The sequence below is a fragment of the Micromonospora sp. NPDC005686 genome (genome assembly GCF_042871665.1).
In the GTDB taxonomy this organism is placed as follows: Bacteria; Actinomycetota; Actinomycetes; order Mycobacteriales; family Micromonosporaceae; genus Micromonospora.
Window position 1 is genome coordinate 93332 of the sequence record NZ_JBIAIY010000002.1, and the last position, 14252, is coordinate 107583.

Genomic DNA, 14252 nt, shown 5'->3' on the forward strand with positions numbered 1-14252 from the left:
CCGCCCGCGTCAGGCCGTCAGCGGCGCGGGCAGCGGCTCGCGGTGTAGCACGGCCAGGCGGGAGACCGCCCGGGTCAGCACCACGTAGAGGCGGTGCAGCCCGCGCGGCTCGGCGGCCACGATCGCGGCCGGCTCGACGACCACCACGTGGTCGTACTCCAGGCCCTTCACCAGCGTCGCCGGGACCACTGTGACGCGCGCCGCGGCCTCGACGTCGTCGGCGGTCGCGGTCTCGACGCCCGCGTCGGCGAGCGCCGCGCGGAGCCGGTCGACAGCGTCGTCGGCGGCGATCACACCGACCGAGCCGTCGTGCGCGAGCGCCACCCGCACCTCCGCCACCGTCGCGGCCGTCAGGTCCTCGGCGGTACGCACATCGAGCGTGCCGTCGTTGCGCAGCGAACGGGCCGGGGGTACGTCGACGGCGAGCGCCGGCAGCAGCCGGTTCGCGAACGCCACCACTGCGGCCGGCACCCGGAAGCCGACGCTCAGCGGCACCACCGCCGCGTCCGGCTTGCCCAGGTGGGCCAGGGACTCCCGCCAGTCCGTCGCCGCCCAGGGCGCGGTGCCCTGGGCCAGGTCGCCGAGCAGCGTGATCGAGCCGTGCTCGCTGCGCCGGGCGATGGCCCGGCACTGCATCGGGGAGAGGTCCTGCGCCTCGTCGACCACCACGTGCCCGAAGCCGGCGGGCCGTTCCAGCAGCCCGGCGACCTCGTCGATGAGCACCGCGTCGGCGGCGGTCCACCGGGTCGCCTTCGCGGTACGGCCCACCTTGCCGGACCGGAACAGCTCCTGCTCCTCGGGCGTGAGCAGGCCGTCGGCGGCGGCGGCGAGCGCGTCGGCGTCGGTACGCAGCCGGTGCAGCAGCCCGTCCGGGGTGAGCGCCGGCCAGACCGCGTCGACCAGGTCGGTGACCGGCTTGATCCGGCTCATCCGGCGCAGCCAGGCGTCGCTCGGTGACTCCGCCCGGCGGGCCTCGGCCTGGCGTTGCAGCAGCCCCACCACCCGCGCCCGGACCCGTTCCCGGCCGGTCGCGTAGGGCAACCCCTCCCGGCGGGTCTCGGTGACCAGCCGGTGCAGCGGGTCGAGCCCGATCCGCCACCGGTACGAGCCGTCCGACACCATGATCGGGTCGGTCGGCGTACCGATGTGGGCCTCGACCGCCCGCCGCAGCACCTCGGCCATCCGGACGTCGTGCTTGAGCGCGGCGGCGGCCGGGTCGTCGACCGCGCGGACCGGCACCCGCACGACCAGGTCCTCCACAGTGGCCTGCTCGACCTCGACCTCACCGAGGGCGGGGAGCACCGCCGCGATGTACGACAGGAACGCCCGGTTCGGCCCGACGATGAGCACGCCGGAGCGGCGCAGCCGTTCCCGGTGCAGATAGAGCAGGTACGCGGCGCGGTGCAGCCCGACCGCTGTCTTTCCGGTGCCCGGGGCGCCCTGGACGCAGATCGAGTCGGCCAGGTCGGCCCGGACCAGCTCGTCCTGCTCCGGCTGGATGGTGGCGACGATGTCGCGCATCGGGCCGACGCGGGGGCGCTCGATCTCGGCGGTGAGGATGCGGCTGGCGGTGCCGAGTTCCTCGCCCCGGTCCAGGTGCTCGTCCTCGAAGCTGGTCAGCGTCCCGGCGCTGAACCCGAACCGGCGGCGTACGGCGACACCCTGCGGGTCGCGCGCGCTGGCCCGGTAGAACGACCGGGAGACCGGCGCACGCCAGTCCAGCACCAGCGGCTCGCCCAGCTCGTCGGTGACGTGCCGCCGCCCGACGTGGTAGTCCCGCCCGGCGTGGTCCGGGTCGTCACCGCCGAAGTCCAGGCGGCCGAAGAACAGCGGGGTGTTCGGGTCGTCGGCCAGTTCCTTGACCCGCCGGGCCATGTGCCGGCCGAGCTGCTCGGCGGTGTACGAGTCACCGGCCACCTTGTCGCCGGTGGCGAAGAGCGCCTGGGCGCGTTCCCGCATCCGGGTCAGCGCGGCGCGGGAGGCGTCGAGGTGGGCGCGCTCGGCGGCCAGTTCGGCGTCGAGGCCGGGTGTGGCGTCAAGGTCGGTTGCGGGCACTGTGAACTCCGATGGCTCAACTGAGGCTCGCTCGCGTGTCCGGGGCGGTTGGCCTGCTCCCGGCGCGGGGACGTCCGCTGCGGTGCATGCTCACCGCGGCCGTCGGGCGGCCCTCCACGCTACGGGAGCACCGCCCGGCAACGCCACCGAATTTCCGGGCTCCGCGCCGATCTTGGTACGGACTCGCCCTCATGGGGGCGGTTCCGTACCAAGATCTGGCGGGTGGCGGGCTGCACCTGCCGTGTGTGGGCGCGGGATCATTGAGGCATGACCGAGGCGCTTCCCGGCAGGAGCCGGGTGACGATCAGTGACCCGCAGGTGATGCGGGCGCTCGCTCACCCGGCCCGCATGGCGATCATGGAACATCTCGGCACGCTGGAGGGCGGTGCGACGGCTACCGAGTGCGCCGAGATCGCCGGGCTGTCGCCGAGCGCCACCAGCTACCACCTGCGCGAGCTGGCGAAGTTCGGGCTGGTCCAGCAGGCGCCCGGCCGGGGTGACGCCCGCGAGCGGCTCTGGCAGGCGGTGAATCCGTCGTACCACGTCGAGGTGGGGCCGGACGCCGACCCGGAGGCGCGTGCCGCCGAGGCGGCCCTGGTCGAGGCGCACATGGTCCGCGACGCCGAGCGGGTCCGGGACTGGTTGCGCCGCGCGCCCGACGAGTCGCCGGAGTGGTACGCGGCGACCTGGTTCAGCGACGGCATGCTGCTCATGACCGCCGAGGAGCTGACCGAGCTGAACCAGGCGATCCAGGCGCTGATGGAGCCGTACCGGCGGCGAACCCGGACCGATCCGCCGGCCGGAGCGCGACCGGTGGCGACGCAGTACCGGGCGATGCCTGTCGATTGAGGGGTTGCGTGCGTCAGTTGTGAAGGATTACTTTCGAAGTATGTCCTTCACAACTGACGAGTCGCGCTGGCCGGACGTCTGGTTCGCGGCCACCGCGCGCGGCTTCTCCAGTTGCGGGAACTTCCTGGTCACCAGCGCTCTCACGCTCGCGCTCCAGTCCGCCGGCGCCGGTGGCCTCGCCGTCTCCGGGCTGCTGCTGGCCGCGACGGTGCCGCTCGTGGTGCTCGCGCCGCTGACCGGCCGGCTCGCGGACCGGGTGGACAGCCGGGTGCTGCTGATCGTCACCGGGGTCGGCCAGGGGGCGACCTGTCTGGCGCTCGCGTACGCCTCGGCCCCGGCGCTGGTGATCGCCCTGGTGGCACTGCTCGCCACGGGTCTCGCGGTCTCCCAGCCGGTGATCTCCGCGTTGGTGCCGGTCATGGTGCGGCCGGAGGACCTGCCCCGGGCCGGCGCGCTCAACCAGACCGCCGGCACGCTCGGCGCGCTTGCCGGACCGGCGCTGGCCGGGCTCCTGGTCGGCCAGTTCGGCACCCGGGTGCCGCTGCTCCTCGGTGCGCTCACCTATCTCTCGCTGGTGGCGGCCGGGCTGCTCGTGCGTACCCGCAGGGGTGGCCGCCGGGCTGCCGCCGTAACCGCCGCCGCGGCGGCGCCCCCGTGGCGGTTCCGACGCGACCCGCTGCTGACGGTGATGGTCGGCAGCGTGGCCGCGGTGATCGGCGCGGTCGGTGCGGTGAACGTGATCGAGGTCTTCTTCATCCGGGAGACGCTCGGCAGCAGCGCCACCGTGTACGGGCTGGTCACCGGCTCCTGGACGCTCGGCATCGTGCTCGGCGCGTGGCTGTTCGCCCGCGTCGCCCGCCGGCTCGCCGACGACGGCGCGCTGCTCGGGGCCGGGCTGGTGCTGCTCGGCGGCTGCGGTCTGGCGGTGCTGGTCTCGGCGGCGGTGCCCTCGGCCTGGCTGCTCGTGCCCATCTGGCTGCTGGGCGGCGTGGGCAACGGTGGCGACAACGTCTTCAACAACCTGCTGCTGGCGCGACGGGTGCCGGACGCGGCCCGGGGCCGGGCGTTCGCCGTCTTCGGGGCGGCCGCCCAGGGCGCCGCGATGGGCGGCTACCTGGTCGGTGGCCTGCTGCTGGAGGTGGCCGGTCCGCGCGTGCTCGTCGCCGGATGCGGCGTGGCCGGCCTGCTCGTGGTGGTGGCGCTGGCCTGGCCGGTCCGACGCGCGGTACGCGCCGAGCGGGCCGCCGCCCGCACGGCCACGCCGGCCGCCGCCTTGGCCGGCGGTTAGGGCGCCGCCGCAGGTGCGGAGTTCACCACTCCATCGGCTCCCCCGGCGGCGCGGCGCGAGCCACGGCGATACGGTCGGGGCATGGCCGACCGCATCGCCCGCCCTCGGGTGGGGCACATCCAGTTCCTCAACTGCCTGCCCATCTACTGGGGGTTGATGCGATCCGGCGCGCTCATCGACGTCGACCTGCACAAGGACTCGCCGGACCGGCTGAGCGCCGCCCTGGTCGCCGGTGACCTGGACATCGGGCCGATCACGCTCGTGGAGTTCCTCAAGCACGCAGACGACCTGCTGCTCCTGCCCGACCTGGCGGTCGGCAGCGACGGGCCGGTGCTCTCGGTGAACGTGGTGTCCACCCGCCCCCTGGGTGAGCTGGACGGCGCCCGGGTGGCCCTCGGCTCCACCTCGCGCACCGGGGTGCTGCTGGCCCAGTTGCTGCTCGCCGAGCGGCACGGGGTACGCCCGGAGTACTTCCGCTGCCCGCCGGACCTGACCCAGATGCTGCTGGAGGCCGACGCCGGAGTGCTCATCGGCGACGTGGCGCTGCGCGCGCTCTACGAGGCGCCGGCCAAGGGTCTCGAGGTGACCGACCTGGGGCAGGCGTGGCACGACTGGACCGGCCTGCCGATGGTGTTCGCCGTCTGGGCGGTACGCCGCGATTTCGCCGCCGCCCACCCGGGGCTGGTCAAGGAGGTGCACGAGGCGTTCCTGCGCTCGCGCGACCTGTGCCTGGCCGAACTGGACCAGGTGGCGGAGGCGGCGGCCCGCTGGGAGACGTTCGACGCGGCGACGCTCGCCACGTACTTCCGGGCGCTCGACTTCTCGCTCGGTGAGCGGCAGGTGGCCGGGCTGCGCGAGTTCGCCCGCCGGGCGGCCGCGTACGGGGAGGTGCCGGCGCTGCCGGCCGGCGGCCCGGAGTTCTTCCAGGGCTGAGCGTGGCTCAGGTGGCGGGGCGCATGAGCGCCTTGGTGATCCGTTCGCAGGCGTCCATGCCGTACTCCCAGCCACCCTCGACGCCGAACGGGCTGCGCAGCATCACGCCCATCGTCCAGGTGTCGCCGATGGCCAGGCAGTTGACGTGGTACTCCTCTTCCTCCTGCCGGTCGATCCACCCGTTCTTGATGGCGATCTTCTTCTGCTCGGCAGCGGGGAACGCCTTGCGGATGCCGAAGTCACCGGGGGCGCGGACCAGGCGCATCTCGTTCAGCAGCCACTTGGTCCACTTCGGCCCGGCGGCCCGGCCGTCGTCGATGCAGAGCCCGAGGCGGGCGGTGTCCCGGGGGGAGAGCTGCGTACGGCTCCAGCCGCCGTCGTCGGCGACCTCGCTGTCGGTCAGCTTGCAGATCGAGATCAGTCGCTCGATCGAGTCGGAGTCCCCGACGTTCCGGTAGAACTCCTGGGCACGGGTGTTGTCGCTGTCCCGGATGATCTTCGTGGCGTCGGCCAGCTTCGCTTTGCTCGGCGTCTTGCCGTCCTCCGCGCTCAGGCGCAGGTAGTCGGCCACCACCCAGGACTTGATCAGGGACGCGGTGGTGCTCGTCTCGCCCATGTTCGACGAGCCGATGATCTGCCCGGTCCGCTTGTCCAGCACCGACCAGCCGTACCAGCCCTTGATCTTGAGACTGTCCAGGTTCTTCGCCTGGAACGGCAGCGGTTCGAGGGACCGTGAGGGGGCCACCCGCGGTTTCGCGCCGCGGTCGACGGTCTGCTGGCCGGACCGCTCGCTGGTCGGCTCCGGGCGCGAGTTCGCGGTCGCCTCCAGCGGTGAGCCGGGGATCACACGCAGGGAGAGGCCGAGCAGGCCGACGAGGGCCACAGCCAAGGCGCTGAACGCGAGCGGGCGCCGATAGCTGCCGGGCCGGCGCCGGGCACCGGCCATCAGAGTTTCCCGACCGGCTGCTGCGGCACCTTGAGCGCCGCACCGGGCTGCGGCGTCACGAGCTGGGTGGCGACGGCGGCGCACATCTTCGCACCGTACGGCAGGCCGGCGCTTCCCGGGTACCGCATCATCACGGCGAGACTCCACTTGTCGGTGAACGACAGGCAGCTGACGTGCCAGTTGCCGTCGTAGGCGAGTTGCGTCCAGCCGTTCTTCATGTGTACCGGACCCTGCGCCTTGATCGTCGCGGGCAGGCCGTCGATGATGCCCCACCGGCCGCCGCCGGATCGGGTGCTCTGCTTGTTGACGCCGCCGGCGACCTTTGTCATCTCGCTGAGCAGCCACTCGGTCCACTTGGGGCCGGCGGCGCGGCCGTCGGCGATGCAGTCACCGAGGCGGGCCGCGTCCCGGGGGGACATCTCGGTGAAGCTCCACCAGCCCTTGTAGTCGGGCACGGTGCCGGGCCGGGTGTCGGTCAGACCGCAGATCCGGATCGCGCGGGCGATGACCGGGTCGGGCCGGCCGCCCGGCTGAGGCTTGTAGGAGCCGCCCGCCGCCCGGTAGACGGCGTTCGCGCCGTCGTCGTCGCTGTCCCGGATCGCCAGGACCGCCGCCTTCTTGAGCCCGGCGCTCGGCTGCTTGTCGCCGAGCTGGCGAAGGTAGTCCGCGACGATCCAGGCCTTGAGCATCGACTCGGTGGAGCTGGTCTGGTTCATGTTCTGCGCGCCGGTGACCCTGCCGGTCTCGCGGTCCATCAGGGCCCAGGAGAAGAACTCGCCCTTGAAGTTCACCGACACCGGGGCGTCGCTGAGCGTCGGCGCAGCCGGCGCCGTCGGTGCCGGTGCCGGGACCTGCTCGCCGCCGCCGATGCCGCCCGCGCCGGCGCCGAACTTGGCGTACGCGGCCGGCACCAGCATGACGCCACCGATGAGGATCGCCACGATGGCGACCGCCATGGTCACGCGAGGTCGCATGAGTGGTGAACTCCAGATGTCTGGCCGGGGGGCCGGCGCTTCCGCATGGGTCCGGCCCGGTCGCCGACAGGCCGGGGGACGATGGCCTGAACGGTGACGATCATGGAGCCGAACGGGTTGCCGGGGGGAAGTCTACTTCCGGACAGTCCTGATGACAGGTCTCGACACCCGTGACTCTGCCGGGTCGGCGGGATATTGAGCCACTTTGCCTACCTTGGGGGATTTAGCCGGAGCTGAGTGATCGACATCACAGCGACCTGGGCCGATGGTGGCGCGCGCACCCCCGGTGACGCGAGACGATCCTCGAAACCTGTTACACCCCCTGGTGTGGTTCGTGCCGAGCTGTAACACTGGCTTCATGTATGGCAACGACTTCGCCCCGCCGGAGGACGCTCCGGGCGGCGGCCTGCTCGGCGAGGTGGAGGCCGCGGAGGCGGCGCTGCGCGAGGCGGCGGCGCGGTCCCGGCGCGGCGGCGCGGCTCCCGACGAGGACGTCGAGGCGTACTTCGCAGACGTGATCAGCGCGGACCAGAAGATCGAACCCCGCGACTGGATGCCCGAGGCGTACCGCAGGACGCTGATCCGGCAGATCGCCCAGCACGCCCACTCCGAGATCATCGGCATGCAGCCGGAGGGCAACTGGATCAGCCGCGCGCCGTCGCTCAAGCGCAAGGCGATCCTGCTCGCGAAGGTGCAGGACGAGGCCGGGCACGGCCTCTACCTCTACGCCGCGGCGGAGACGCTCGGGATCAGCCGCGACGAGCTGGTGGAGCTGCTGCTCGACGGGCGGCAGAAGTACAGCTCGATCTTCAACTACCCGACGTTGACCTGGGCCGACGTGGGCGCGATCGGCTGGCTGGTGGACGGCGCGGCGATCGTCAACCAGGTGCCGCTGTGCCGCTGCTCCTACGGCCCCTACGCCCGCGCGATGATCCGGGTCTGCAAGGAGGAGTCGTTCCACCAGCGGCAGGGCTACGAGATCCTGCACACGCTGGCGCACGGCACCCCGGCGCAGAAGGCGATGGCCCAGGACGCGGTGGACCGCTGGTGGTACCCGTCACTGGCCATGTTCGGCCCGCCCGACGGCGACTCGACGCACAGCGCCCAGTCCATGGCCTGGAAGATCAAGCGCTTCTCCAACGACGAACTGCGCCAGCGCTTCGTCGACATGTGCGTCGGTCAGGCGGAGGTGCTCGGCCTCACCCTCCCCGACCCGGACCTGCGCTGGAACGACGAGCGCCAGGCGTACGACTACACCCAGCCCGACTACGACGAGCTGATGCGGGTGATCAAGGGCAACGGGCCGTGCAACAGGGAGCGCCTCGCGCACCGGCGCAAGGCGCACGCCGACGGCGCGTGGGTACGGGAGGCCGCCGCGGCGTACGCCGCGAAGCGGGCGGAGCGAAAGGAACCGGTCGCGGCATGAGCGAACGCACCGAGCGAAGCGAGGGCCGTGAGGGCATGCCCGGTCGGCTCGGCATGAGCGAACGCACCGAGCGAAGCGAGGGCCGTGAGGGCATGCCCGGTCGGCTCGGCATGAGCAGCCAGTCCACTCCCCTGTGGGAGGTGTTCGTGCGGGCCCGCCGTGGCCTGTCGCACACCCACGTCGGCAGCCTGCACGCCCCCGACGCCGAGCTGGCCCTGCGCAACGCGCGGGATCTCTACACCCGCCGTCAGGAGGGCGTCTCCATCTGGGTGGTGCCGGCGAGCGCGATCACCGCGTCCAGTCCCGACGAGAAGGACGCGTTCTTCGACCCGGCCGCCGACAAGGTCTACCGCCACCCGACGTTCTACGAGGTCCCCGAAGGGGCGGCCCACCTGTGAGCCTTTTCGACTTCACGCTCGCCGTCGGCGACGACGCGCTCATCGCCGCGCAGCGCCTCGGTGAGTGGACCTCCCGCGCTCCCGAGATGGAGGAGGACATCGCGCTGGCGAACATCGCCCTGGACCAGCTCGGCGCGGCGCGGCTGCTGCTCACGTACGCGGGCGAGCTGGAGGGCGCCGGCCGGGACGAGGACGCCCTGGCCTACCTGCGCGACGACCGCGAGTTCCGCAACTGCCTGTTGGTCGAGCTGCCGAACGGCGACTTCGGCGTGACGATGGCGAAGCTGTTCTTCCTGGCCGCGTACCAGGTGCCGCTCTACACCGCGCTGGCCGGCTGCGCGGACGAGCGGCTGGCGGCGGTCGGGGCGAAGGCGCGCAAGGAGTCGGCGTACCACCTGGACCACGCCGCGCTGTGGGTGAAGCGGCTCGGCGACGGCACCGGGGAGTCGCACCGGCGCATGCAGGACGCGGTCGACCAGGTGTGGCCGTACGTCCACGAGCTGTTCGACCCGGCCCCGGCGGCGCCGGTCGACCCGGCCACCCTCCGGGCCGACTTCGACGCCACGGTGACCGCGGTCCTGGACGAGGCCACGCTCACCCGCCCGGAGACGGGCTGGACGCCGGGTGGCGGCCGGGACGGCCTGCACACCGAACACCTCTCCTACCTGCTCGCCGAGATGCAGGTGCTGCACCGCGCCCACCCCGGAGCCGCGTGGTGAGGAACGCAAGGGACGCCGCGGCGGCGGTGGTGGACCCGGAGATCCGGGTCATCACCATCGACGAGCTGGGCATCCTGCGCGCGGTCGACGAGGAGCCGGACACCGGCCGGGTCGTCGTCACCATCACCCCCACCTACACCGGCTGCCCGGCCATGGACGTGATCCGGGCCGACATCCGCCGGGCGCTGGCCGCCGCCGGGCATCCGGACGCCGAGGTCCGTACCGTCTACCACCCGGCGTGGAGCACCGACTGGATCTCCGACGCCGGCCGGGCCAAGCTGGCCGCCGCCGGCATCGCCCCGCCCGCGCCGCGCGGCGACGACACCGTGGTGCCGCTGACCCTGGCCGTACGCTGCCCGCGCTGCGGGTCGCCGGAGACCAGCCAGATCAGCCGCTTCGGCTCCACCGCGTGCAAGGCGCTGTGGCGCTGCCGCTCCTGTTCCGAACCCTTCGACCACCTGAAGGCGCTGTGACTGTCACCATCACCCGGCCGGTGCGCCGCCGGCCGGTCTTCCACCCGTTGCCCGTGGCCGCCGTGGACCGGCTCACCGACGACTCGGTGTCGATCACGTTCGCCGTGCCCGAGGAGCTGCGCGAGACGTTCGCGTTCTCCGCCGGGCAGCACCTCACCGTCCGCCGCCCGGCCGACGCCGACGGCGGGGAGGTGCGGCGGTCGTACTCGATCTGCTCGACCCCCGACGAGCTGGCCCGGCACGGCCGGGTGCGGATCGGGGTGCGTGAGGTTCCGGGCGGGGCGTTCTCCGCGTACGCCTGCGGCGCGCTGCGCGACGGCGACACCGTCGAGGTGCTGCCGCCGCTGGGGCACTTCACCTCCGCGTTCACCCCGGGCCGCGTCCGCCGGTACGGCGCGGTGGTCGCCGGTTCCGGCATCACCCCGGTCCTCGGGCTGGCCGCGACCGCGCTGGCGACCGAGCCGCGCAGCACCTTCACGCTGGTGTACGGCAACCGCACGGCGAACTCGGTGATGTTCGCCGAGGAGCTGGCCGACCTGAAGGACCGCTATCCGACCCGGCTGCACCTGGTGCACGTGCTGTCCCGGGAGATGGGCGAGTCGGCGTTGCTGTCGGGGCGGATCGACGCCGACCGGCTGACCCGGCTGCTGGACACCGTCGTACCGGGTGACGAGATCGAGGAGTGGTTCCTCTGCGGCCCGTACGGCATGGTGGTGGACGCCAAGGCGGTGCTGGCGGGTCGCGGCGTGCCGGACGCGGCGGTGCACACCGAGCTGTTCCACGTCGACGCGCCGCCGGAGCCGGTCCGCCGCGAGGCCGACCGGCCCGGATTCGGCACCGCTGTGACGATCGTGCTGGACGGGCGCTCGTCGAGTTTCACCATGGGCCGGGACGAGCGGGTGCTCGACGCGGCGCTGCGGGTGCGCGGCGAGTTGCCGTACGCCTGCAAGGGCGGCGTGTGCTCGACCTGCCGGGCGAAGGTGACAGCCGGCGAGGTGACGATGGCGCGCAACTATGCCCTGGAGCCGGACGAGGTGACCGCCGGTTACGTGCTGACCTGCCAGTCCAGCCCGGTCACCGACGAGCTGACAGTCGACTACGACGCGTGAGCTGACCGGCGGGCCGGTGCCCGGCGGTCAGAACGGCAGCGGCAGCGGCGCCGAGGCCCGCCGGGCCCGGGCCCGGCGGACGTGGCCGCGCCAGCCGGCGAGGAGCGCGAACAGCGTCCAGCCGACCGCGCCGAGCACGAGCATGCTCCGCTTGCCGGCGACGTCGACCTTCTCGGCGTCGGCCAGCTCCACCTGCCCCTGCGGATCGACGAGCACGGTCAGCCGCTGGCCGACCTGGTAACCGGGAGAGCTGCCCGAGTAGACGAGCGGCTCGTCGAGCGGACCCGAGTCGCCCTGGAGCGCGAACTCGTGCCGCTTGCCGGACGTCTGCACGTCGGTGATGGTGACCTGCTGGGCGACGCCCCGATCCCGCAGCACCGTCTCGGGGGCGAGCTGCACACTGCCCACCAGCACGAAGAGAGCCGGCACCACCGACAGGACGGCCAGCCACCAGGCCCGGTGCAGCAGGCGCAGGGCGACGGCGAAGGCCAGGCAGCCGACCAGCCCGAGGCAGATCGGCACGGCCTGGGACAGCCCGACGGTCAGGTGGCTGACGAGCGTGTTCACCACGATCACGGCGAGACCGAAGCCGGCTACCACCGCGGTCAGCGCGAGGGACCAGAGGGCGGGGCGGGTACCGGCCACTGCTACCGGGGCGGGCGGATGCGGTGAGACGAACACGCGGCGAGCCTAGGCGACGGACGCAAGATTCCTCGCGCCCGTCGCCCGCGCGCGGGTCAGCTCGGCGCTTTGACCTGACCGTCGAAGGCGATGCTGCGCCAGAGGTCGAACTGGCGGTCGTTGCCGATGAGCGGATTGCCGACGAGCGCGACGGCGGCGTAGACCTCCTCGTTGTTGTTGAGCACGCGGAAGTAGCCGGGGCCGACCAGGGCGATGCCCCGGTTGGTGGACTGGATGAGCTTCATGTCGTCCTTCCAGAGTTCGAGGGGCGGGTTCCCGGTGAGCTGCCGGGCGACGTCGGAGCGCATCGTGTCGAGGTCGATGAAGGAGGGATCGATCTTGCCGGTGGTGCTGGTCTCCCGGTGGCCGCGCGCATAGGAGGCGTCGCGGCCCAGCCGGCGCAGCACGGCGGCGGTGGCGAGCACCGACGCGGAGTACTGCGCGGGGGTCATCTGCTGGTCGACCCCGTTGTAGTCGATCTCCCATCCGACCATCAGCGTGTTGCCGTCGCCGGCCGGGATCGGGCCGCTGCCGCGGCTCTTCCCGGCGTGGTTGGCCCGCCCGCCGGAGATGATGTGGAACACACCGTGGTAGTCGACGAGCGCGTGGCAGAGCGGGCCGGGCAGGTCGGAGCGGCCGTTGATGCAGATGCCCAGCGCGGGGTGCGGGTTGGCCGCGCTGGAGGTGGAGGCGGTGTGGTGCCAGAGCACACCGATCGGGCTGAACGAGCTGCCGGCGACGCGGCCGAGCCAGTTGCCCTCCTCCACCACTGTGACGCCGGCCGAGCGCAGCACGTCGGCAAGCCACGGAATGGTGGCCATCAGCTCTCCAGCAGGTCGGCGAGGCACTCCGGTGCGGGTGTGGCCGCCGCGGCCGGGCGGGGGGCCGCGGCGAGGGCCACTCCACCGGCGGCGAGGGGAGCCAGGACGAGCAAGGCGCGGCGGGGTAACGCGCGCCTTGCTCGGGGTACGGGTTCGTCGGTCATCGATTGATCGTAATCCATCTATGAGATTGCCGGCACCCGCCGATCTCACCGGCTCCGCCGCACCCCGGGTCGGCGAGGTGGTGCCCGGGGCGGTCGGCGTACCCTCGGAGTGTGACGGCGAACCGGGAGATCGACGACATCCTGCAACGCGGCGCTGACGGCGGGCGGATCACGCCCGAGGAGGCGCTGCTGCTCTACACCGACGCGCCCTTCCACGCGCTGGGCGAGGCGGCCGACGCGGTACGGCGGCGCCGCTACCCGGACAACATCGTCACGTACCTCATCGACCGCAACATCAACTACACGAACGTCTGCGTGACGGCGTGCAAGTTCTGCGCGTTCTACCGGGCCCCCAAGCACAAGGAGGGCTGGACCCACCCGACCGAGGAGATCCTGCGCCGCTGCGGCGAGGCGGTCGAGCTGGGCGCCACCCAGGTCATGCTCCAGGGCGGGCACCACCCGGACTACGGCGTCGAGTACTACGAGGAGCTGTTCTCCTCGGTCAAGAAGGCGTACCCGCAGCTCGCCATCCACTCGATCGGCCCGAGCGAGATCCTGCACATGGCGAAGGTCTCCGGCGTGAGCCTGGACGAGGCCATCGCCCGGATCAAGGCCGCCGGCCTGGACTCGATCGCCGGCGCCGGCGCGGAGATGCTGCCGGACCGCCCGCGGAAGGCGATCGCGCCGCTGAAGGAGTCCGGCGCCCGCTGGCTGGAGGTCATGGAGCTGGCGCACCGGCAGGGCCTGGAGTCGACGGCCACCATGATGATGGGCACCGGCGAGACGAACGCCGAGCGCATCGAGCACCTGCGGATGATCCGCGACGTGCAGGACCGCACCGGCGGTTTCCGCGCCTTCATCCCGTGGACCTACCAGCCGGAGAACAACCACCTGAAGGGCCGCACCCAGGCGACCACGCTGGAATACCTGCGACTGGTCGCGGTGGCCCGCCTGTTCTTCGAGACGGTGCCGCACCTCCAGGCGTCCTGGCTGACCACCGGCAAGGACGTCGGGCAGCTCGCGCTGCACATGGGCGTGGACGACCTCGGCTCGATCATGCTGGAGGAGAACGTCATCTCCTCGGCCGGCGCCCGGCACCGGTCCAACCTGCACGAGCTGATCGGCATGATCCGGTCGGCCGACCGGATCCCGGCCCAGCGGGACACGCTCTACAACCGGCTGGCGGTGCACCACACGCCCGCCGACGACCCGAGCGACGACCGCGTGGTCTCGCACTTCTCGTCGATCGCGCTGCCCGGCGGCGGGGCCGGGAAGTCGCTGCCGCTGGTCGAGGTCAACTGACCCGGTTCCGCCGTTCGGCCGGTCGGTGTCCGTCGTGCGGCCGGAGGTCCCCCCGTTTCCGGTGAAGCTTCGGCGCGGGGTCTTCACCCGCGTGATCACCGGCGGCTAACCTGC

The 14252-nt window shown here is 72.5% G+C and carries 15 protein-coding genes; 9 read left to right on the forward strand and 6 right to left on the reverse strand.

All coding sequences use genetic code 11. The annotated features are described in order from the left end of the window. Positions 1–9 precede the first annotated feature (9 nt). Positions 10–2055 (reverse strand): AAA family ATPase, encoded by a 2046-nt coding sequence (locus ACFYON_RS04455; RefSeq protein WP_354867787.1) that lies wholly within the window; start codon positions 2053–2055, stop codon positions 10–12. A 267-nt stretch (positions 2056–2322) separates the two neighbouring features. Here ACFYON_RS04455 and ACFYON_RS04460 point away from each other — a divergent pair, with 267 nt between their 5' ends. The 3 genes from ACFYON_RS04460 (at position 2323) to ACFYON_RS04470 (ending at position 5125) form a co-directional block, all read left to right on the forward strand. Continuing rightward, positions 2323–2904: a winged helix-turn-helix domain-containing protein gene (locus ACFYON_RS04460; RefSeq protein WP_354867789.1), complete on the forward strand. Its 582-nt coding sequence runs from the start codon at positions 2323–2325 to the stop codon at positions 2902–2904. A gap of 40 nt (positions 2905–2944) precedes the next feature. Further along, positions 2945–4192, forward strand: a complete 1248-nt coding sequence (locus tag ACFYON_RS04465; protein ID WP_354867791.1) for an MFS transporter — start codon at positions 2945–2947, stop codon at positions 4190–4192. A gap of 81 nt (positions 4193–4273) precedes the next feature. After that, entirely contained in the window at positions 4274–5125 is an 852-nt protein-coding gene (locus ACFYON_RS04470) for a menaquinone biosynthesis protein (protein ID WP_354867793.1), read from the forward strand. A 7-nt stretch (positions 5126–5132) separates the two neighbouring features. Here ACFYON_RS04470 and ACFYON_RS04475 read toward each other — a convergent pair whose 3' ends face one another. Further along, complete coding sequence (locus ACFYON_RS04475; RefSeq protein ID WP_354867795.1) at positions 5133–6071, reverse strand: hypothetical protein; 939 nt, start codon at positions 6069–6071, stop codon at positions 5133–5135. Next, positions 6071–7045, reverse strand: coding sequence for a hypothetical protein (locus tag ACFYON_RS04480; protein WP_354867797.1), 975 nt, complete (start codon positions 7043–7045; stop codon positions 6071–6073). Before ACFYON_RS04480 ends, ACFYON_RS04475 begins: the two co-directional genes overlap by 1 nt. A gap of 358 nt (positions 7046–7403) precedes the next feature. Between ACFYON_RS04480 and paaA the strand changes: the two genes are divergently transcribed. Genes paaA through paaE form a run of 5 tightly spaced genes read left to right on the forward strand, consistent with a single transcriptional unit; the run spans position 7404 to position 11170 of the window. After that, the gene (gene paaA, locus ACFYON_RS04485) at positions 7404–8471 is read left to right on the forward strand and encodes a 1,2-phenylacetyl-CoA epoxidase subunit PaaA (protein WP_354867799.1); all 1068 of its coding nucleotides are present in this window, start codon (positions 7404–7406) and stop codon (positions 8469–8471) included. A gap of 53 nt (positions 8472–8524) precedes the next feature. Then, complete coding sequence (gene paaB / locus ACFYON_RS04490; protein ID WP_387188874.1) at positions 8525–8869, forward strand: 1,2-phenylacetyl-CoA epoxidase subunit PaaB; 345 nt, start codon at positions 8525–8527, stop codon at positions 8867–8869. Continuing rightward, positions 8866–9588, forward strand: a complete 723-nt coding sequence (gene paaC / locus ACFYON_RS04495; protein ID WP_354867801.1) for a 1,2-phenylacetyl-CoA epoxidase subunit PaaC — start codon at positions 8866–8868, stop codon at positions 9586–9588. The genes paaB and paaC overlap by 4 nt, the downstream gene beginning before the upstream one ends. Continuing rightward, entirely contained in the window at positions 9585–10061 is a 477-nt protein-coding gene (paaD, locus tag ACFYON_RS04500; RefSeq protein WP_354867803.1) for a 1,2-phenylacetyl-CoA epoxidase subunit PaaD, read from the forward strand. The genes paaC and paaD overlap by 4 nt, the downstream gene beginning before the upstream one ends. Next, positions 10058–11170: a 1,2-phenylacetyl-CoA epoxidase subunit PaaE gene (paaE, locus tag ACFYON_RS04505; protein WP_354867806.1), complete on the forward strand. Its 1113-nt coding sequence runs from the start codon at positions 10058–10060 to the stop codon at positions 11168–11170. The genes paaD and paaE overlap by 4 nt, the downstream gene beginning before the upstream one ends. Positions 11171–11197: 27 nt before the next feature. Here paaE and ACFYON_RS04510 read toward each other — a convergent pair whose 3' ends face one another. From ACFYON_RS04510 to ACFYON_RS04520, 3 genes are read right to left on the reverse strand one after another with little or no spacing between them, the layout of a single operon-like run. After that, entirely contained in the window at positions 11198–11851 is a 654-nt protein-coding gene (locus tag ACFYON_RS04510; protein ID WP_354867808.1) for a hypothetical protein, read from the reverse strand. A 56-nt stretch (positions 11852–11907) separates the two neighbouring features. After that, entirely contained in the window at positions 11908–12672 is a 765-nt protein-coding gene (locus ACFYON_RS04515; protein ID WP_354867811.1) for an N-acetylmuramoyl-L-alanine amidase, read from the reverse strand. After that, the gene (locus ACFYON_RS04520) at positions 12672–12836 is read right to left on the reverse strand and encodes a hypothetical protein (RefSeq protein ID WP_354867813.1); all 165 of its coding nucleotides are present in this window, start codon (positions 12834–12836) and stop codon (positions 12672–12674) included. Before ACFYON_RS04520 ends, ACFYON_RS04515 begins: the two co-directional genes overlap by 1 nt. 111 nt (positions 12837–12947) lie before the next feature. Between ACFYON_RS04520 and mqnC the strand changes: the two genes are divergently transcribed. Continuing rightward, complete coding sequence (gene mqnC / locus ACFYON_RS04525) at positions 12948–14138, forward strand: cyclic dehypoxanthinyl futalosine synthase (RefSeq protein WP_030500766.1); 1191 nt, start codon at positions 12948–12950, stop codon at positions 14136–14138. The last annotated feature ends 114 nt before the right edge of the window (positions 14139–14252 follow it).

Coding starts and splice junctions, on each gene's coding strand:
- paaA (WP_354867799.1), top strand. CDS start 7,404: ATGTATGGCAACGACTTCGCCCCGCCGGAGGACGCTCCGGGCGGCGGC.
- ACFYON_RS04480 (WP_354867797.1), bottom strand. CDS start 7,045: ATGCGACCTCGCGTGACCATGGCGGTCGCCATCGTGGCGATCCTCATC.
- ACFYON_RS04515 (WP_354867811.1), bottom strand. CDS start 12,672: ATGGCCACCATTCCGTGGCTTGCCGACGTGCTGCGCTCGGCCGGCGTC.
- ACFYON_RS04475 (WP_354867795.1), bottom strand. CDS start 6,071: ATGGCCGGTGCCCGGCGCCGGCCCGGCAGCTATCGGCGCCCGCTCGCG.
- ACFYON_RS04520 (WP_354867813.1), bottom strand. CDS start 12,836: ATGACCGACGAACCCGTACCCCGAGCAAGGCGCGCGTTACCCCGCCGC.
- paaB (WP_387188874.1), top strand. CDS start 8,525: ATGAGCGAACGCACCGAGCGAAGCGAGGGCCGTGAGGGCATGCCCGGT.
- ACFYON_RS04465 (WP_354867791.1), top strand. CDS start 2,945: ATGTCCTTCACAACTGACGAGTCGCGCTGGCCGGACGTCTGGTTCGCG.
- ACFYON_RS04470 (WP_354867793.1), top strand. CDS start 4,274: ATGGCCGACCGCATCGCCCGCCCTCGGGTGGGGCACATCCAGTTCCTC.
- ACFYON_RS04460 (WP_354867789.1), top strand. CDS start 2,323: ATGACCGAGGCGCTTCCCGGCAGGAGCCGGGTGACGATCAGTGACCCG.